Annotated in this window: 19 protein-coding genes; 8 read left to right on the forward strand and 11 right to left on the reverse strand. The window is 63.9% G+C overall.

Features of this window, described 5'->3' with window-relative positions:
• From rarD to cysS, 8 genes are all read right to left on the reverse strand, one after another.
• Entirely contained in the window at nt 1-930 is a 930-nt protein-coding gene (gene rarD / locus P9254_RS17025) for an EamA family transporter RarD (protein ID WP_095800101.1), read from the reverse strand.
• A gap of 82 nt (nt 931-1012) precedes the next feature.
• The gene (gene cimA / locus P9254_RS17030) at nt 1013-2629 is read right to left on the reverse strand and encodes a citramalate synthase (RefSeq protein WP_278056403.1); all 1617 of its coding nucleotides are present in this window, start codon (nt 2627-2629) and stop codon (nt 1013-1015) included.
• A gap of 64 nt (nt 2630-2693) precedes the next feature.
• Nucleotides 2694-3659, reverse strand: a complete 966-nt coding sequence (gene pip, locus P9254_RS17035) for a prolyl aminopeptidase (protein WP_278056402.1) — start codon at nt 3657-3659, stop codon at nt 2694-2696.
• Nucleotides 3656-4132 carry a GFA family protein gene (locus P9254_RS17040; protein ID WP_095777832.1) on the reverse strand — a complete coding sequence of 159 codons (477 nt, stop codon included), beginning with the start codon at nt 4130-4132 and terminating at the stop codon, nt 3656-3658. The genes pip and P9254_RS17040 overlap by 4 nt, the downstream gene beginning before the upstream one ends.
• Nucleotides 4129-4620 (reverse strand): GFA family protein, encoded by a 492-nt coding sequence (locus P9254_RS17045; RefSeq protein ID WP_095800104.1) that lies wholly within the window; start codon nt 4618-4620, stop codon nt 4129-4131. Before P9254_RS17045 ends, P9254_RS17040 begins: the two co-directional genes overlap by 4 nt.
• Nucleotides 4621-4638: 18 nt before the next feature.
• On the reverse strand, nt 4639-5025 hold the full coding sequence (locus tag P9254_RS17050; RefSeq protein ID WP_278056400.1) for a VOC family protein: 387 nt from the start codon (nt 5023-5025) through the stop codon (nt 4639-4641).
• On the reverse strand, nt 5022-5426 hold the full coding sequence (locus tag P9254_RS17055; protein ID WP_127246232.1) for an endonuclease domain-containing protein: 405 nt from the start codon (nt 5424-5426) through the stop codon (nt 5022-5024). The genes P9254_RS17050 and P9254_RS17055 overlap by 4 nt, the downstream gene beginning before the upstream one ends.
• 283 nt (nt 5427-5709) lie before the next feature.
• On the reverse strand, nt 5710-7161 hold the full coding sequence (gene cysS / locus P9254_RS17060; protein WP_278056398.1) for a cysteine--tRNA ligase: 1452 nt from the start codon (nt 7159-7161) through the stop codon (nt 5710-5712).
• A gap of 388 nt (nt 7162-7549) precedes the next feature.
• Here cysS and P9254_RS17065 point away from each other — a divergent pair, with 388 nt between their 5' ends.
• Complete coding sequence (locus P9254_RS17065) at nt 7550-7705, forward strand: hypothetical protein (RefSeq protein ID WP_082953737.1); 156 nt, start codon at nt 7550-7552, stop codon at nt 7703-7705.
• A gap of 100 nt (nt 7706-7805) precedes the next feature.
• On the opposite strand, the gene P9254_RS17070 is transcribed toward P9254_RS17065, so the two are convergent.
• Complete coding sequence (locus P9254_RS17070; RefSeq protein ID WP_127246234.1) at nt 7806-8567, reverse strand: SOS response-associated peptidase; 762 nt, start codon at nt 8565-8567, stop codon at nt 7806-7808.
• A 113-nt stretch (nt 8568-8680) separates the two neighbouring features.
• Here P9254_RS17070 and P9254_RS17075 point away from each other — a divergent pair, with 113 nt between their 5' ends.
• From P9254_RS17075 to P9254_RS17090, 4 genes are all read left to right on the forward strand, one after another.
• Complete coding sequence (locus P9254_RS17075) at nt 8681-9109, forward strand: NUDIX hydrolase (RefSeq protein WP_127215599.1); 429 nt, start codon at nt 8681-8683, stop codon at nt 9107-9109.
• Between the two features lie 69 nt (nt 9110-9178).
• Nucleotides 9179-9556 carry a TIGR02301 family protein gene (locus tag P9254_RS17080; protein WP_127246608.1) on the forward strand — a complete coding sequence of 126 codons (378 nt, stop codon included), beginning with the start codon at nt 9179-9181 and terminating at the stop codon, nt 9554-9556.
• A 338-nt stretch (nt 9557-9894) separates the two neighbouring features.
• A complete protein-coding gene (locus tag P9254_RS17085; protein WP_066997401.1) occupies nt 9895-10152 on the forward strand; it encodes a hypothetical protein in 258 nt (85 codons plus the stop codon).
• A 150-nt stretch (nt 10153-10302) separates the two neighbouring features.
• Nucleotides 10303-11097 carry a hypothetical protein gene (locus P9254_RS17090; RefSeq protein ID WP_127246235.1) on the forward strand — a complete coding sequence of 265 codons (795 nt, stop codon included), beginning with the start codon at nt 10303-10305 and terminating at the stop codon, nt 11095-11097.
• Between the two features lie 181 nt (nt 11098-11278).
• Here the strand turns inward: P9254_RS17090 and P9254_RS17095 are convergent, their stop codons facing one another.
• A complete protein-coding gene (locus tag P9254_RS17095) occupies nt 11279-12610 on the reverse strand; it encodes a dihydroorotase (protein WP_278056395.1) in 1332 nt (443 codons plus the stop codon).
• An 85-nt stretch (nt 12611-12695) separates the two neighbouring features.
• Between P9254_RS17095 and ygfZ the strand changes: the two genes are divergently transcribed.
• The 3 genes from ygfZ to P9254_RS17110 all read left to right on the forward strand — a co-directional run bounded on the left by ygfZ (nt 12696) and on the right by P9254_RS17110 (nt 16404).
• On the forward strand, nt 12696-13559 hold the full coding sequence (gene ygfZ, locus P9254_RS17100; RefSeq protein WP_278056394.1) for a CAF17-like 4Fe-4S cluster assembly/insertion protein YgfZ: 864 nt from the start codon (nt 12696-12698) through the stop codon (nt 13557-13559).
• Entirely contained in the window at nt 13559-14197 is a 639-nt protein-coding gene (locus P9254_RS17105; RefSeq protein WP_095781517.1) for a YfbR-like 5'-deoxynucleotidase, read from the forward strand. The genes ygfZ and P9254_RS17105 overlap by 1 nt, the downstream gene beginning before the upstream one ends.
• A 194-nt stretch (nt 14198-14391) precedes the next feature.
• Nucleotides 14392-16404, forward strand: coding sequence for a putative bifunctional diguanylate cyclase/phosphodiesterase (locus P9254_RS17110; RefSeq protein ID WP_245307405.1), 2013 nt, complete (start codon nt 14392-14394; stop codon nt 16402-16404).
• Between the two features lie 13 nt (nt 16405-16417).
• Here P9254_RS17110 and P9254_RS17115 read toward each other — a convergent pair whose 3' ends face one another.
• A complete protein-coding gene (locus P9254_RS17115) occupies nt 16418-17308 on the reverse strand; it encodes a fatty acid desaturase family protein (protein ID WP_067321245.1) in 891 nt (296 codons plus the stop codon).
• Nucleotides 17309-17338: the final 30 nt, after the last annotated feature.

Raw genomic sequence — 17338 nt, forward strand, 5'->3', positions numbered from 1 at the left:
TCACCTCGTCGCGGGACCCGCCTGGCGAACCTCGCGCCCTCTGAACATCGACCAGCTGTACATGGCCAGCGCAGTCCAGATAAGGGCGAAAGCTATGGCCTGCGTGGTGCCGAACGGCTCATCGAAGATCAGGACGGCGATCAGGAACACCATCGTCGGCGCGATATATTGCATGATGCCGATGGTGGAGAGGCGCAAAAGCCTGGCGCCGAAGGCAAAGAGCAGAAGCGGCACCGCGGTCACCGGGCCGCAGCCGATCAGCAGCGCGGTGTCGGCGCCGGTGCTGGAGATGAAATGGTCCTGTCCCGCGGCGATCAGGTAGGCAATGTAGCAAAGCGCCGGCACCGACAGCAAAAGAACTTCAAGCAGAAAGCCCTGGCTCGGCCCGATCGGCAGCGTCTTGCGGAAGAAGCCGTAGGCGGCGAAGGAGAAGGCCAATGCCAGCGATACCCAGGGTAATTTGCCGGCCTCGACAGTAAGCACGGTCACCGCAATGGCGGCCAGCGCCACCGCCGCGATCTGCAGCCGGTCGAGCCGTTCGCCGAGGAGAACGGCGCCGACCACCACGCTGACCAGCGGGTTGATATAGTAGCCGAGCGCCGTCTCGACCGTGCGGTCGACTGCGATCGCCCAGACATAGATGCCCCAGTTGACCGAGATGAGCGTCGCCGTCAGCGCCGCCATGGCGAGGCTTTTTGGCGAGCGGATCGCGGCCTTAAAGTCGGCGGTGCGGCCGGCCCAAACCAGCACGGCAGCGGCGATCGGCACCGACCAAACGATCCGGTGCGAGATCACCTCGATCAGAGGCAGGTGCGCCACCGCTTTCATGTAGAAGGGCAACAGCCCCCAGAGGAAATAGGCGCCGAGGGCCAAAAGGAAGCCGCGGCGGGCCTTGGCGTCTTGATCGAGATCGGCTGTTGCGGTGACCATGGCCCAACGCTATGGCCCAGGGGACCGTCCAAGACCATCGCAAAATTCTGATGGATCAATGGACTTTTGATGATGGTTCAACCTACTCCGCCGCGACTAAGCCAGCCATATCACGGTTCTTCATCAGCTTGTAGATGATCGAATCCATCAGCGCCTGGAAGGAGGCGTCGATGATGTTTTCCGATACGCCGACCGTCCACCAGCGGGCGCCGGTGGAATCGTGCGATTCGATCAGCACTCGGGTGATGGCTTCGGTGCCGCCGTTGAGAATGCGCACCTTGAAGTCGGCGAGCTCGAGGTCGACGATCTCGTTCTGATACTTGCCGAGATCCTTGCGCAGCGCGATGTCGAGCGCGTTGACCGGGCCGTGGCCTTCGGCCACCGACATCTTCTCCTCGCCGTCGACCATCACCTTCACGATCGCCTCGGACACGGTCTTCAGGTTGCCATTGGCATCGAAGCGGCGCTCGACCATGCAGCGGAACGAGGTGACGTTGAAGAACTCCGGCAGGCCGTGCAGCGTCTTGCGGGCCAAGAGCTCGAAGGAGGCGTCGGCGCCCTCATAGGCGTAGCCTTCGGCCTCGCGCTCCTTGACGATGGCGATGAGCGCGTCGAGCCGGCTGTGGTCCTTCGGCACGTCGATGCCGCGCCGCTTCAATTCGGCGAGGAAATTGGCCTTGCCGCCCTGGTCGGAGACCATGACACGGCGGCGGTTGCCCACGGCTTCCGGCGGCACATGCTCGTAAGTCGCCGGCTCTTTGGCCAGCGCCGAGGCATGGATACCCGCCTTGGTGGCGAAGGCGGATGAGCCGACATAGGGCGCCTGAGCTTCCGGCGCGCGGTTGAGCAACTCGTCGAAAGCGCGGGAGAGCCGCGAAATGCCGGTCAGTGCTTCGGCCGAAATGCCTGTCTCGAAGCGATCGGCGAAGGCCGGCTTGAGCGCGAGCGTCGGGATGATTGTGACCAGATTGGCGTTGCCGCAGCGCTCACCGATGCCGTTCAGCGTGCCCTGGATCTGGCGCACACCGGCCTCAACGGCGGCAAGGGAATTCGCCACCGCCTGGCCGGTGTCGTCATGGGCATGAATGCCGAGATGGTCGCCAGGGATGCCGCCCGCGATCACCTTCTCGACGATGGCCCGCACTTCCGAAGGCTGCGTGCCGCCATTGGTGTCGCATAGCACCACCCAGCGCGCCCCGGCATCATAGGCCGTCTTGGCGCAGGCCAGCGCGTAAGCCGGATTGGCCTTGAAGCCGTCGAAGAAATGCTCGCAGTCGACCATCGCCTCCTTGCCGGCGGCGACCGCCGCCTGGACCGAGACCTTTATCGACTCAAGGTTCTCCTCGTTGGTGCAGCCGAGCGCCACGCGCACGTGATAGTCCCAGCTCTTGGCGACGAAGCAGATCGCGTCCGACTTCGATTGCACCAGCGCCGCCAGCCCCGGATCGTTGGAGGCCGAAACCCCTGCCCGCTTGGTCATGCCGAAGGCGACGAATTTCGCGCTTTCCGTGCGCTTCTGATGGAAGAAGGCGGTGTCGGTCGGGTTGGCGCCGGGATAGCCGCCCTCGACATAGTCGATGCCGAATTCGTCAAGCAGCTTGGCGATCGCGATCTTGTCCTCGACGGAAAAGTCGATGCCCGGCGTCTGCTGGCCGTCGCGCAGCGTGGTGTCGAAGAGGTAGAGGCGTTGCTTCATCATGGCTGTAGCTCGAAAAGTCGAGATCCTTCGCGCCGGGGGCGCCGTAGAGCACAAACCTGCATGGTTATTTGCCTGCGTATTTATCCGTCGCCCGGATCAGCCGGTCCAGAATCCCCGGCTCCGAATACGAGTGGCCGGCGCCCTCGATGAGGTGGAAATCCGCCTTCGGCCAGGCCTTGTGCAGCGCCCAGGCATAGCGCGCCGGGCACGGCATGTCGTAGCGGCCGTGGGCGATGGTGCCGGGGATGTCCTTCAGCTTCCAGGCATCGCGCAGCAGCTGTCCTTCTTCCAGCCAGCCGGCATGGACGAAATAGTGGTTCTCGATGCGGGCGAAGGCGATGGCATAGTCGTCCTGGCCGAAAGGCGTGCTGGTTTCCGGCTCCGGCAAAAGCGTGATCGTCTCGCCTTCCCACAGACTCCAGGCAAGCGCCGCCTCGACCTTCGCCTTGCGGTCGGTGCCCACCAGCCGCTTGCGGTAGGCCGCCATCATGTCGCCGCGCTCGGCCTCGGGGATCGGCGCCAAAAAACGTTCCCACTTGTCGGGAAACATCTCGGAGACGCCGAACTGATAGTACCATTCGAGCTCGGCGCGGGTGAGCGTATAGATGCCGCGCACGACGAGCTCGCTGACGCGCTCGGGATGCGTTTCGGCATAGGCCAGCGCCAGCGTCGAGCCCCACGAGCCGCCGAACACCAGCCATTTGTCGAAGCCCGCCACCTCGCGCAGGCGTTCGATGTCGGCGACGAGATGCCAGGTGGTGTTGGCTTCCAGCGAGGCGTTGGGCGTCGACTTGCCGCAGCCGCGCTGGTCGAACAGGATGACGTCGTAGAGTTTCGGATCAAACAGCCGCCGGTGTTTCGGCGAGATGGTGCCTCCAGGGCCGCCATGCAGGAACACGGCTGGCTTGGCGCCTTTGGTGCCGCAGCGCTCCCAATAGATGGTGTGGCCATCACCGACATCGAGCATGCCTGTTTCGAACGGCTCGATCTCGGGATAGAGCGTGCGCAAGGAGCTGCTGTGGATCGTCATAGTTTCAGTCCCTGCTGCGGCCAGTTGGCCGTCTCGTGATCGGGATGCTGGAAGGAGATGATCTGCTCCTGCCGTCGATAGTAGTCGGGGTCGTCGTGGACCGGCGCCTCGAAGATCTTCTCCACCCAGGGCAGCCGCACCGCGTAGTTGACCTGGATCTGCGGCGCCAAGTCCGAACGATCGTCGAAGGCACCGATGGCGATCTCCAGCCCGCCCGGCTGGCGGTAGGTGAGCGGCGTGCCGCAGCGGCGGCAGAAGCCGCGATCGATGTTGACCGAGGACTGGAAATAGCTCGGCTCCTCATGGGTCCATTCGACGCCATCCTTCGGCACCGTCACCAGGGCGCCAAAGAAATTGCCGAACTGTTTCTGGCACATGCGGCAATGGCAGATGGACGGGCGCCCGAGCTTGCCGTGGACGCGGAAGCGCACGGCGCCGCACTGGCAGCCGCCGGTTCGAATTTCATCGGTCATGGTTTTTCCTCCGGCGGCCATTGGTCCGTGTCGTGATCGGGATGTTGATAGGAGACGAGCTCGGCGAGATAAGGCGCCGACGAAATATCGCCCATCGTCTCCTCGGAGGGCAGTTTCGAAACGCCGTCGACATAGGGAAGCTTCGCTTCGACGCCCCACTGAATGGTTGGCGCGATGCCGGCCGGGTCGTCGAAGGCGGCGATCGCCAGCGCCACGCCGTCCGGCGCCTCGAAGGTCAGCGGCGTGCCGCATTCGGCGCAGAAGCCGCGCCATGCCGCGCTGGACGACCGGAAGCGCTTCGGCTCGCCGCGCGTCCAGTCCAGCCTGGCGCCGCGCACCGAGACCAGCGGCAGATAGAAATTGCCGCTCGCCTTCTGGCACATGCGGCAATGGCAGACCGAGGCATCGCCCAGGGCGCCCTCAACGCGGAAACGTACGGCGCCGCACTGGCACCCGCCCGTATAGACCGGCCGGTTATCAAGGCTCATCGATCCCTCCCATCGAGCTCACTCCGGATCATGGCAGACCGCCTCGACATTGTTGCCGTCGGGATCGAAGACGAAGGCGCCGTAATAATTGGGGTGGTAATGCGGACGCAGCCCCGGCCCGCCATTGTCATTGCCGCCGGCCGCAAGGGCCGCGGCATGGAAGGCGTCGACCTCGGCGCGGCTGCGCGCGGTGAAGGCGACATGCTGATGGTCCTTCGGCTTCTCCTTGCCCGCGCTCAGCCAGAACACCGGCCGGTCGCGGCCATAGCCGCCGACCTTGGCGCCGCCGGTATATTCCTCCGGCACCATGTAGAGCAGCGAAGCGCCAAGCGGCGCCATCGCCTTGTCGTAGAAGGCCTTGGACTTTTCGAAATCGGAAACGCTGATGCCGAGATGATCGATCATGGAACGAGCTCCTGCGTTGCGGTCTCCGGCACTTCGGCCCCGGCCAGGCCGGCCGCAATGACGATGTGCTGGCAGACATTGTCGATATCGCGGATCACGTCGTCGTTCCAGAAGCGCAGGATGGTCCAGCCGCTTGCAGCTAGATAGCCACTTCTTGCCTCGTCACGGTTTAAGTGTTCCGCATCGCCATGCTGGCTGCCATCGACCTCGACTATGAGGCGATGGGCCGAGCACGCGAAATCAACGATATAAGGTCCGATCGGCACCTGCCGCCGGAAGCTCATGCCCATCAAGCGGTGGGCACGCAACTCGTTCCAAAGTTTCAGCTCGGCATCCGTCATGGCACGCCGCATGGACTTGGCGTTATTGCGCTGACGGGATGGAACGAGGTCGTGGCCCATAGCTACACGCCCTCACGTTTGCGATTAACGAAATCGCACGCCCGAGCTAATCTCCCCCCTTGCGGGGGAGATGTCCGGCAGGACAGAGGGGGGTGCTGTCCCGCCGACGTAGCAACGAGAGAGTGCTGCCCTCCTAGGAAATAGCGGGTGTGTGAGTGGGAAAACTCAAACCCTGGAGTTCCTTCGCACCCCCCTCTGTCCTGCCGGACATCTCCCCCGCAAGGGGGGAGATTGGACGTCACCGGCGCCTCCGCCAGTCCTGAAACGATCCCCTGCGCCACCCTCATCGCTTGATCTCCCAGGTCGTCACCCGCTGGCCGGTGAGAGGATCCTTGCCGTCCTTGAGCTGAACGCCTTGCGCCAGAAGCTCGTCGCGGATGCGGTCGCCTTCGGGCCAATTCTTATCGGCGATGAACTTCAGGCGCCTGGCGATCGCCTCAGCGATCACGGTTTCGTCCACCTTCGCTGCGCCGACATCGAAACCCAGAAAGACAAGCGCCGCTTTCAGCGAAGCCGCGGCGGCGTCCTCGCCGGCGCCAGTGAACTCCACCGCTTCGCCGGCAAGCTGCGTCAATCGCTGAAAGGCAGCGTAGGTGGCAAGGTCGTCGGACAGCGCCTCCAGCACGTCGGACGGCAGGTCCCCCGCCGCCGCGGGCGCTAGATCGGCCGCACGCTTCCATTTGCGCAGCGTGTTTTCCGCCTCTTCCAACTTGCGCACGGAAAAGTCGATCGGCTCGCGGTAATGCGTCATCAGCATCGCCAGCCGCAGCACCTCGCCCGGCCATTTCCTGCCGCCGAAAGTCTCGGTCTCCAAGAGCTCATGGATCGAATAGAAATTGCCGAGGCTCTTCGACATTTTCTGGCCCTCGACCTGAAGGAAGCCGTTGTGCATCCAGACATTGGCCATGACCTTGGTGCCGTGGGCGCAGCGCGACTGGGCGATCTCGTTCTCGTGATGCGGGAAGATCAGGTCGAGGCCGCCGCCATGGATGTCGAAGACCTCGCCGAGATAGGCGGCCGACATGGCCGAGCATTCGATGTGCCAGCCCGGACGGCCCCTGCCCCACGGGCTTTCCCAGCCGGGCTCTTCCGGACTCGAGAGTTTCCATAAAACGAAATCGCCGGGGTTCTTCTTGTGGGCGTCGACGGCGATGCGGGCGCCGGCCTGCTGCTCGTCGAGATTGCGCTTCGAAAGCTCGCCATAATCGGGCATCGAGGCGGTGTCGAAGAGCACCTCGCCGCCGGCGACGTAGGCGTGGCCGCGCTTGATGAGCTGCGCGATCAGCGACAGCATGTCGGCCTTGCCGTCGGCGCGGGGCGCGACGAACTCGGTCGCCCGCGGCTCGTAGGTCGGCTCCAGGCAGCCGAGTGCCGCGACATCCTTGTGGTACTGGTCGGCGGTCTTTTCGGTGACGCGCCGGATCGCGTCGTTCAGCGAAAGCTTCCCGGCTTCGATCTCGGTGCCGAAATCGCGCAGGGCGCGCGCATTTATCTTGTCGTCGACATCCGTGATGTTGCGCACATACGTGACGTGCTTTTCGCCATAGAGTTGGCGCAGCAAACGGAACAGCACGTCGAAGACGATCGCCGGCCGCGCGTTGCCGATATGGGCAAAGTCGTAAACGGTCGGGCCGCAAACATACATGCGCACGTTTTGCGGATCGATCGGAACGAAACGCTCCTTTGTCCGCGTCAGCGTGTTGTAAAGGCTGAGGCCCTTCGATGTGTCAGACATGCGTGCCCTTCCGATCCCTTATGTTGGACGGAGCCTCCCCGCGCGCGGGCGCAAATCGGGCTCCAGCCTGCTGGCCGGGGCGTTTGTCCAATCTAGGGGAAGATAAGGCGAAAACGTCCGGACCAGCGCGAGGCTAGCCAATAATGCAAATGCCACAAATGGCGAAAGACGTTTTCATGCCCGGCTTTATCGCGTCCGCAGGTGTTGCCGTCAAGTCGCTCAACTCGGGAAAGCTGTCGTTCCATCACAGGTAAAAACGGGCCGAAACATTTTATTAAGCATCTCGGCACAGTGATGAAACATTATCGGACTAGACCGCCAAACGTCACGATTTGGTCCGAATCGACCACCAAACCCAGACACGAAAACGTTACCAGGGAAGAGAACAATGCCTCGAAGTAAGCAAGAACAAAGCCGACCGGCGCAACAGCCGCTCGCCAGCCACTACCGCGCGATCGGCCCTGCGGCCATCGTCGCAGCCCTTCTTCACACCGCGAAGAAGAAGAAGCCGGCGCAGAAGATCATCTCGCCGCGCGCCGCCTGAAACGGCAGGACCGGCGCAGTCTCCGAAGATCGGAGTGCCGGCAATGAGGGCGACGCCAATGCTCGTCCTGGAGATGGAAGGCCTCCGCTAGCAGCCTTCGCTAAAACAGGGTCATCTGGTTTTCGTCCGCGCCGGGTTTCTGGCGCCTGACCCTGTCGGGGTGAGGCCCGACCATGCCCCTCTCCTGAATCTCCGGCGCGGTGTTGGCGACCTTGTTGACGAGGTCGGAAACCGGAATCGCCTCGAAGAAATCGGGCTCGGCGGGCTTGAGGAGGTCGAGCACGTCGCGCGGCTCCTGCGTGCGGCAATCCAACCAGCGGGCGAAATCGCGTTCCTCGATCACCACCGGTACGCGGTCGTGGATATGGGCGGTGCCGGCGTTGGCCCGCGTGGTGAGGATCGCGCCGGTGTCCATCTCGGAACCGCCCGGCTCGGCATAGGTCTCGATCAGACCGGCGAAGGCGATCACCCCGCCCCGCCGCGGCTGGATCCAGTAGGGCTGGCTCTTGGCGCTCCCCGACTGCTGCCATTCATAAAAGCCGGAGGCCGGCACGAGCGTGCGACGATGGCGCATGGCGGTCTTGAACGATGCCTTTTGCAGCACGCCTTCCGAGCGCGCGTTGAAGAGCAGCGGAAATTCCTTCGTATCCTTGACCCAAGTCGGGATCAGCCCCCAGCGCACCAGCATCGCCTGGCGGTCAGGCAGGTTCGAGCCTGGCGCTCTTGGCGGACCGGCGAACGCCATCAGCACCGGCTGCGTCGGAGCGATATTGTAGCGGGCCGGAAACGCCTCCAGCTCCGCCAGGCCAAGAATGGCGGCGGTCTGGTCCGGCGAGGCGGTCAGGGCAAAGCGTCCGCACATGGATTGGCTCTTCGGTCGGGATCGCCATGAAAGTGGCGATGGAACCGCCGCGCCGCAACCGCTAAAGCTGTCCGGTCCACAACCAAGCTGGCAGCCGGCGCGATTCGCAACGCATGAACAAGGTTCGCAAGATTATCCCGGCAGTCTCCGTCGCCGTCGTGCGCGGCAAGACGGTGCTGCTGGTCAAGCGGGCGCGGCCGCCTTCGCAAGGGCTCTACGCGTATCCCGGCGGCAAGGTCGAGCCGGGCGAGACGCTGGCGCAAGCCGCGGCGCGCGAACTCAAGGAGGAAACCGGGCTCCAGGCGAAGGATTACCACCCGCTGCGCGACATCCATATCGACGGCCGCGCTGAGCACCACGCGGTCGACTATCTGCTGACGGTGTTCGGCGCGGCCTATGTCGGCGGCGAGCCGGCAGCGAGCGATGACGCCGAGACGGCGGCGTTCTACACGCTGGCGGAAATGGCGGCGATGCCGCTGGCGGGCGATGTGTTTGAAGTTGCCGAGGAGTTGCTTGGCCCTGTGCAAGCCGCCGAGCGGTGACCCCAGAATGGCCTTGCAGGCGACAAAATGTTTCGCCACAAAGCCTTGCTCTTCCATCGCAAGGCCCTGATGACCCGCGCCTCCCCCTTTCTCGCCGCAAGCCTCGCCATCAGCATGGCCGTCACGGTGCAGCCGGCATCGCCGGCCGAGGCGCCGTTCGAGCCCGGGCTGATGCGGCTTGCCGAGGTGCTGGGTTCGCTGCATTTCCTGCGCAATCTCTGCGGCGAGAAAGGCGACCAGTGGCGGCTGGAGATGGAAAAGCTGCTTGAGACGGAAAATCCCGATCCCAACCGGCGCGCCCGCTTCATCGCCTCCTTCAATCGCGGCTACCGCTCCTTCAGCGGCACCTACACGCAGTGCACGCCTTCGGCCACCGAGGCCATTGCCCGCTACATGAAGGAAGGCGAGACGCTGTCGCGCGATATCGCTTCCCGCTACGGGAATTGAGGACCGGCATCGATCGCGACTATCCACCGACAAATCGCTCCAATGTGGCCGGCCTTATTGTATCAGGCTGCGCCTTGGTGCAATCATCTGTTGCGCTTGTGCAACAATGTTAATGAAACGTTAGTGGACAAATGCGGAATTAACTCAAACTGAAGGTTTTAATGCCGCAAGCTGGTCTAATCGGCTAAGCTCGGTCGGAATTGATCGCAGCCTTGCTCGATATGTAGATTGCGACTGCAGAAATGTCGTATTTACAAGCACTTGTACGAGCAGCGCATGAACTGGCAAGTCAAGCCCGGTGCCTTGCCGGACCGACGCTTGAAAAGGTGGACATCGCAATGGAACATGGCGTCAGCGACATCGACGCGTTGGTCAGGGAAGAAAAGCGCCTGACCGCCGTGGAGAGCCACAGCGAAGCCTGGGCGGAAGGATTGTCGGCCGGCATCGAGCCCGAAATCATCGCCGAGGCTGCGCTGGAAACCGCCTTCGGCGAGATGCTGCGCGCCAATGGTGAGACCTCAGCGCTGGCCCTGCTCGACCGCATGCGCGAAAAGGTGATCTCCGGCGCGTTCGAGCCGGAACGGCTCAGGCACTAGCCCGCCCGCTTTGGCTGCTTTTGACGGCGACGCGCCGTTTGGGCATCATACCCGCCGCCTAGCCATTAGTTTTTCGCAATTCCGGACGGAAACCATTGCACAGTTTTCTGGAATTGCCCTAGCGAGCCCGGAACCATGGAGAGGCAAGGGGTGAGATTTTCGTTGGCAGGCAGGCCGCGCGGGCTGGCCCTCGGCATCTGGATCACTGCTTCCTGCGCCGGGCCATTGACAATCTGCCTCGCCAGCACGCCTTGCTATGCGCTAAGCGAGATCCAACGCGAGGAGTTGCCTTCGCCGGTCACTCCGTCCACCAGTGACGAAACGACCGCTCCGGGGACCACCGTGCCAATGCCGGCCGCGCCCGGCACCAAACCCTCCGACAACAGCCAGCCGGCCGACGAGACGGACAAGAGCGCGCCGGAAGCGCCAACCGGCAGCGGCGGCATCACCAGCCCGCGCTCCGACCCGGATTCGCCGCCGCCGCCCGTCGTCTACGACCTCGACAAGCTTCCCGAACCGGTCAAACGCATGCACGGCCTGATCATTGAGGCCTGCAAGAGCGGCGATATCGAGAAACTTCGGCCGCTGATCGGCTCGGGCGAATCCATGACGCAGCTTTCGCTCGGCGACATCGAGGGCGACCCGGTCGCTTTCCTCAAGGGACTCTCCGGCGACGGCGACGGCCAGGAGATTCTCGCCATTTTGGAAGAGGTGCTCAGCGCCGGCTATGTCCATGTCGACACCGGCACGCCGCAGGAGCTCTATGTCTGGCCGTATTTCTTCGCGCTGCCGCTCGACAAGCTGGATCCCAGGCAGCGCGTCGAGCTGTTCAAACTCGTCACCGCAAGCGACTATGACGACATGAAGCAGTTCGGCGCCTATATCTTCTATCGCGTCGGCATCACGCCCGCCGGCCAGTGGCTGTTCTTCGTCGCCGGGGATTGAGCCAGAAGCTCATCCCTTGCCAATTTTGGTCTGCGGCCATATGCGGTTTGCCTCCTCTCGCAGAGCCGGAATCGCATCGGCTCCCACCGTCGGCATTTGCAAGAAAGAAAATCGACCAGGGCAAGTTCCCGCAGCTGCAGGCACTCATAATGCAGGGCGCGCTTAAGAAATCCAACGTGGCCTAAGCCGCCAGCGCCTCGGAAAACTCCACCGCCCTGCCCTGGCCGGGCGTGACGATCTCGCCGTCCCACATTACCCGGTTGCCGCGCACGATGGTGCCGACCGGCCAGCCGGTGACCTCTTTGCCGTCATAGGGCGTCCAGCCCGCCTTGGAGCCAGCCTGCGCGTTGGTGATGGTCTCGCGGCGCTTCAGGTCTACGACGGTGAAATCGGCGTCGTAGCCGGCGGCGATGCGGCCCTTTCCCGCCATGCCGAAGATGCGCTGCGGACCATGACTGGAGAGATCGACGAAACGCTGCAAAGTGAGCCGGCCGGCGTTGACATGGTCGAGCATGATCGGCACCAGCGTCTGCACGCCCGTCATGCCCGAAGGCGAGGCAGGATAAGGCTTCGCCTTCTCGGCCAGCCTGTGCGGCGCGTGGTCGGACCCCAGCACATCGACGATCCCTTGCGCAATGCCGTGCCAGACGCCGTCGCGGTGGCGCGCCGCGCGCACCGGCGGGTTCATCTGGATCAGCGTGCCGAGCCGCGCATAGTCGTCAGCTGAGAGCGTCAGGTGATGCGGCGTCGCCTCGCATGTAGCGACGTCTTTATGCTGCTCGAGGAAAACGATCTCCTCGGCCGTCGAGATGTGCAGCACATGGATGCGCGCGCGCGTCTGTCTCGCGATGCGCACCAGGCGCTCGGTGCAGCGCAGCGCCGCGATCTCGTCGCGCCAGACAGGATGCGACGAGGGATCGCCCTCGACGCGCAGACCGAGCCGCTCGCGCAGACGGAACTCGTCCTCGGAGTGGAAAGCGGCGCGGCGGCGGGTGTTGCGCAGGATGGAGGCGACGCCTTCGTCGTCCTCGACCAGCAGGTCGCCGGTGGACGAGCCCATGAAGACTTTTATGCCGGCAGCTCCTGGCAGCCGCTCGAGCTCGCCGACATCGCCGGCATTGTCGCGCGTGCCGCCAACCCAGAAAGCGAAGTCGCAATGCATGCGGCCGGTGGCGCGCCGCACCTTGTCGGCAAGGGCCGCCTCGCTGGTGGTCAGCGGATTGGTGTTGGGCATCTCGAAGACCGCGGTGACGCCGCCCAAAACCGCGGCGCGAGACCCGGTTTCCAGATCCTCCTTGTGCTCCAGTCCCGGCTCGCGGAAATGCACCTGGCTGTCGACGACGCCGGGCAGGATGTGCAGGCCCGTGCAATCGATCGTCTCGCCGGCCGACGCTTGGCCGAGATCGCCTATCGCGGCAATACGCCCGGCCTTCACGCCGACATCGCGCCGGCCTTCACCGTCATGGTTGACTACCGTGCCGCCTGTCAGGATGAGGTCGAAGGTGGTTGCCATGGACTGGTCCAATCTCTTGCGGGGGGAGTGTGGCCGGCTTACGTAATGACCATCATTTTTGCAAGATCAGGCCGACTTCACGCCCATGCCCTTTGCCCTGCTGAAAGACCGCGCGCTCATTTCCGTGTCAGGCCAGGATGCCGAACATTTTTTGCAAAACATCCTCACCACCGATCTCGATGCGCTTGGCGCCGGCGAGGCAAAGCCCGGCGCGCTGCTTTCGCCGCAAGGCAAGATCCTGTTCGATTTTCTCATCTCTCGCGCCGGCGAGAACGGCTTCCGGCTGGAATGCCGGACCGACATAGCCGATGACTTCGTGCGCCGGCTGATGCTTTACCGGCTGAGGGCAAAGGCCGAGATTGCCAAGCAGGATCAGGCGCTTGTCACGGTTGCATGGGGCGATGATTCAACCGCCTCACTTGCCAATTCAACTTCGCTCGCCGACACGCGCTTCCGCGAGGTGGAGGTCAGGCGCACATATGAGGGCGCAGTTCAGGACAGCGGCGATGCCGGCGCATGGCAGGCCCTGCGTATCGCCAACGGCATCGCCGAAAGCGGCAGCGACTACCAGCTCGGTGACGCTTTCCCACATGACGTTCTCCTCGACGAGACCGGCGGCGTCGGCTTCAAGAAAGGCTGCTATGTCGGCCAGGAAGTCGTCTCGCGCATGCAGCATCGCCGCACCGCGCGACGCCGCGTGCTGGTCGCCACAGCCGAGGGTTCCCTGCCTGCGACCGGTACCGAGCTCACCGTCGCCGGCCGGCCGGTCGGCACGCTGGGTTCGGTAAGCGGCGGACGCGGCCTCGCAATCGCCCGCATCGACCGCGTCAAGGCAGCGCTCGATGCCCGCGACCCGATCATGGCCGGCGACGTCCCGGTGACGCTCGCCATCCCGGGCTGGGCGAAATTCTCCTTCCCGCAAGACACCGTCAGCGCGGAGGAGGCCTGATGGCGGCCGACAGGGCGGGAGCGCCGCCGCGCGCCTGGCAGCGCATGCTGTCCGGCCGGCGGCTCGACCTGCTCGACCCCTCGCCGCTCGACATCGAGATCGCCGACATCGCGCATGGCCTCGCCCGCGTCGCCCGCTGGAACGGCCAGACCAGCGGCGAGCACGCCTTTTCGGTGGCTCAGCATTCGCTGCTGGTCGAGGCACTCTATGGTGAGCTGGTGCCGGCCGCCTCCGCCGAGGCGCGGCTCGCGGCGCTGCTGCACGACGCGCCCGAATATGTCATCGGCGACATGATCTCCCCCTTCAAATCGGTGATGGGCGGCTCCTACAAGGACTGCGAGCTCAGGCTGCAGCGCGCCATCCATCAACGTTTCTCGCTGCCGGCCGAGCTCGGTTCCACCTTGCGCAAGGACATCAAGCGCGCCGACCAGATCGCCGCCTATTACGAAGCGACGCTGCTTGCCGGCTTCTCGACCGCGGAGGCGACGGAGTATTTCGGCCGGCCGCGCAGCTTTTCCGCCGACCATTTCGACTTCACTCCACGCTCGGTGACCTGGGCGCAGGCGGCATTTCTGAAACGATTCGCGGCGCTGGAAGCTAAACGCCAGCCTTTTCTCGCTGCCAATTCCGTCAAATAAAAGAACGCTAAATTAACCGGCGGCCACGACAGTAAACTGTTCAGTCACCGTCGGCAGGCGCGCTCATGCCCGTTGCTCATGTCAAGGCTGGTTCGGCCGCAGTCAGGCGGAAGGCAACCGGTATTGGCCCGGTTCGACGAATAGCGGAGGAACTTCGCGCACAAAACGAGCGCTTTTCGGCCGCCGTCGAGAACATGTCGCATGGCCTGTGCATGTTCGACGCCGACGAGCGCATGATCATCTGCAACCGAAACTACATCGACCTCTTCCGCCTCGACGCCAAAGTCACGAAGCCCGGCATTCGCTTCTTCGACATCTTGCAGCACAGCGTCGAAATCGGCATCGCCTCGCAAACCGCCGAGCAGCTCTACGCCGTCCGCAAACCCTATATCGACGGCGCCAAGCCCTCGACTTATGAGGAGACGCTGGCGGACGGGCGCATCATCGTCATCTCGCATCGGCCGCTGGCCTCCGGCGGCTGGGTGTCGATCTACGAGGACGTGACCGTGCAGCGGCGCTCCGAAGAGGAACTGAAGGAGCAGCATCGCCGCTTCGACGCCGCTTTGGCCAACATGTCGCAAGGCCTGCTGATGTATGACGCCGACGGCAAGATGATCGTGCGCAATCAGCGCTTTCTCGAGCTCTACAACGTCGCCGCGACAGATTTCCCTTTTGGAACGACACACCGCGACGCGCTCAAACGACTGCTGGAACTCGGCATCTACACCAAGATCGACGTCGACAGCGAAGTCACCAGGACCGAAGCCTGCCTGCGAGCAGGGAAAATGCAGTCGGCTTACCGCTATCTTGCCGACGGCAGGACTTTTCTGGTGGTTCGGCAGCCGATGAGCGGCGGCGGCTGGGTCGTGACCTTCGACGATGTTACCGAGCGTCGCCGCGCCGAAGAGCGCATGACGCATCTTGCGCATCACGACACGCTGACCAACCTGCCCAACCGCTCGATGTTCCGCGAGCGCCTGGACCAGGCATTGAGCGAGGCCAAGGCCGCGCCGGTGGCGATCTTCTCGCTCGACCTCGACCGCTTCAAGGCCGTCAACGATACGTTCGGGCATCCGGCCGGCGACTGGCTGCTGAAAAGGGTGGCCGAACGCCTGCAACGCTGCCTGCGCAGCGACAAGGACGTGGTGGCGCGTTTCGGCGGCGACGAATTCGCCATCATTCAATCCAATATCAGAAACGCGGTCGACGCCGAGAAGCTGGCCAAGCGCATTATCGAGGTGATCGGCAAGCCTTATCGCGACAAGGGCCGCGAAATGCATGTCGGGGTGAGCCTCGGCATCGCGCTTTATCCCAGCGACGGGCAGGATGCGGATACGCTGCTCACCAATGCCGACATGGCGCTCTACCGGGGCAAGAGCGAGGGGCGCAACATCTACCGTTTCTTCGAGCCGGGCATGGATGCCATGGTGCGGGAGCGCCTGGCGCTCGAGGCCGACCTCGAGGCTGCACTCCCGAGGCGCGAGTTCGAACTGGATTTCCAGCCGATTCTCGACATCGCCTCCGGCGAGATCGTCGGCGCCGAAGCGCTGATGCGCTGGCGCTCGCCGTCGCGCGGGCTGGTGCCGCCGCAAGACTTCATCGCCGCGGCCGAAGAAACCGGGCTGATCGTGCAACTCGGCGACTGGGCGCTGCGCAAGGCCTGCGGCGTGGCGGCGGGCTGGCCGCAGGACGTGCGCATGGCGGTCAACGTCTCGGCGGCCCAGATCAAGAGCGGCGGCTTCGCCCGCAGCGTGATTGCGGCGCTCGCCTTTTCCGGCCTGCCAGCAAGCCGGCTGGAACTCGAAATCACCGAAACGGTGATGATGGACGAGAGCGACAGCGTGCTGAGGACGCTCGGGCAATTGCGCGGGCTCGGCGTGCGCATCGCGCTCGACGATTTCGGCACCGGCTATTCTTCGCTCGGTTATCTGCGGCGCTTCCCGGTCGACAAGATCAAGATCGACCGCTCCTTCATCCACGATCTCGACAAGCGCGACACGGCGGCGATCGTGCGCACGGTTATCGGGCTCGGCGCCGAGCTCGGCATCACCGTCACCGCCGAAGGCGTCGAGGCCGAAGCGCAGCTCGACATGCTGCGCAAGGCCGGCTGCGGCGAGGCGCAAGGTTTTCTGATCGGCGCGCCGGCCAGGGCCTCGGAGATGAGCCGCCTGCTGCGCTCGCAGGAAAAGCTTCGCCGATCCGGTTGATGCCAGGCACCGGTCAGCGCAGCGTCTCGAAATATTTCTCGTGGAAGCTCACATAGCCGGGTTCTACCACTTTGAGATGCCGCGCGATCAGCCGATGAAAAGCCGGCAATTGATGGAACGGCACACCCGGATAGGCGTGGTGCTCGGCATGGTAGGGCATGTTCCAGGCGAGCTTGCGCACGAGCCAGTTGGTCAGCGTCGTCCTGGTGTTTTCCAGCATATTGGCGACGAAGGGGCAGCGGCCATGCTCGGCCAACAGATAAAGCCTGAGAAAGGGCTGCCCGAGCAGCGCCGGTACGAGCCAGATGTAGAGGAGCACTGTCGCCTTGAGCGAGATCGCAAGCGTCAGCACGACGAGGTAGAAGGCGATCATCGCCCGCGCTTCGGCCTGGACTTTCGGCAAGCCTTTCGACGGCACATAGCTGTCCCGGCAGCGGCCGCTGGCATTTCTGTAGAGCGTCTTGAAATGACCCCACCACACCGGCAGGCCAGACACATGGACGATGTACTGTCGCAAGGTCTCGGGCTTCGGGAAAGCCAGCTCCGGATCGTTCTGCGGGTCCTGAGTGAAGCGATGATGGGCGAAATGGAAATAGCGGAACCAGTCGGCCGGCAGCGCGATCGCCAGGCTGCAGAGCCGCGCGACGGCATCGTTCAGCCACTGCGTTTCGAAGGCCGTCCTATGCACGGTCTCATGCAGCAGCGTGAACAGGAACACGATCAGGATGCCCTGCGGCAGCATCAGAACCGGCCAGTACGGCACCTTGGCCGCGATCAGCGCGCCGAGAGCGACGATGGCGCCGAGATGGACGGCGAATTGGATGATGCCCGGCAGATCGGACTTGCCGGTCAGCCGGCTGCGCTCCTCATTGGTCAGCGAGGCGATGACGTCGCGGTGGTCGATGGTGTGGTCGATGGCGCTCATGAGGCTACC

Origin of the sequence: Mesorhizobium sp. WSM4983 (assembly GCF_029625765.1) — a bacterium.
Taxonomy (GTDB): domain Bacteria; phylum Pseudomonadota; class Alphaproteobacteria; order Rhizobiales; family Rhizobiaceae; genus Mesorhizobium.

What these genes read in the sequence shown, in the direction of transcription:
- rarD (WP_095800101.1), bottom strand. Translation starts at nt 930, where the DNA reads ATGGTCACCGCAACAGCCGATCTCGATCAAGACGCCAAGGCCCGCCGC.
- cimA (WP_278056403.1), bottom strand. Translation starts at nt 2,629, where the DNA reads ATGATGAAGCAACGCCTCTACCTCTTCGACACCACGCTGCGCGACGGC.
- pip (WP_278056402.1), bottom strand. Translation starts at nt 3,659, where the DNA reads ATGACGATCCACAGCAGCTCCTTGCGCACGCTCTATCCCGAGATCGAG.
- P9254_RS17040 (WP_095777832.1), bottom strand. Translation starts at nt 4,132, where the DNA reads ATGACCGATGAAATTCGAACCGGCGGCTGCCAGTGCGGCGCCGTGCGC.
- P9254_RS17045 (WP_095800104.1), bottom strand. Translation starts at nt 4,620, where the DNA reads ATGAGCCTTGATAACCGGCCGGTCTATACGGGCGGGTGCCAGTGCGGC.
- P9254_RS17050 (WP_278056400.1), bottom strand. Translation starts at nt 5,025, where the DNA reads ATGATCGATCATCTCGGCATCAGCGTTTCCGATTTCGAAAAGTCCAAG.
- P9254_RS17055 (WP_127246232.1), bottom strand. Translation starts at nt 5,426, where the DNA reads ATGGGCCACGACCTCGTTCCATCCCGTCAGCGCAATAACGCCAAGTCC.
- cysS (WP_278056398.1), bottom strand. Translation starts at nt 7,161, where the DNA reads ATGTCTGACACATCGAAGGGCCTCAGCCTTTACAACACGCTGACGCGG.
- P9254_RS17065 (WP_082953737.1), top strand. Translation starts at nt 7,550, where the DNA reads ATGCCTCGAAGTAAGCAAGAACAAAGCCGACCGGCGCAACAGCCGCTC.
- P9254_RS17070 (WP_127246234.1), bottom strand. Translation starts at nt 8,567, where the DNA reads ATGTGCGGACGCTTTGCCCTGACCGCCTCGCCGGACCAGACCGCCGCC.
- P9254_RS17075 (WP_127215599.1), top strand. Translation starts at nt 8,681, where the DNA reads ATGAACAAGGTTCGCAAGATTATCCCGGCAGTCTCCGTCGCCGTCGTG.
- P9254_RS17080 (WP_127246608.1), top strand. Translation starts at nt 9,179, where the DNA reads ATGACCCGCGCCTCCCCCTTTCTCGCCGCAAGCCTCGCCATCAGCATG.
- P9254_RS17085 (WP_066997401.1), top strand. Translation starts at nt 9,895, where the DNA reads ATGGAACATGGCGTCAGCGACATCGACGCGTTGGTCAGGGAAGAAAAG.
- P9254_RS17095 (WP_278056395.1), bottom strand. Translation starts at nt 12,610, where the DNA reads ATGGCAACCACCTTCGACCTCATCCTGACAGGCGGCACGGTAGTCAAC.
- ygfZ (WP_278056394.1), top strand. Translation starts at nt 12,696, where the DNA reads ATGCCCTTTGCCCTGCTGAAAGACCGCGCGCTCATTTCCGTGTCAGGC.
- P9254_RS17105 (WP_095781517.1), top strand. Translation starts at nt 13,559, where the DNA reads ATGGCGGCCGACAGGGCGGGAGCGCCGCCGCGCGCCTGGCAGCGCATG.
- P9254_RS17110 (WP_245307405.1), top strand. Translation starts at nt 14,392, where the DNA reads ATGTCGCATGGCCTGTGCATGTTCGACGCCGACGAGCGCATGATCATC.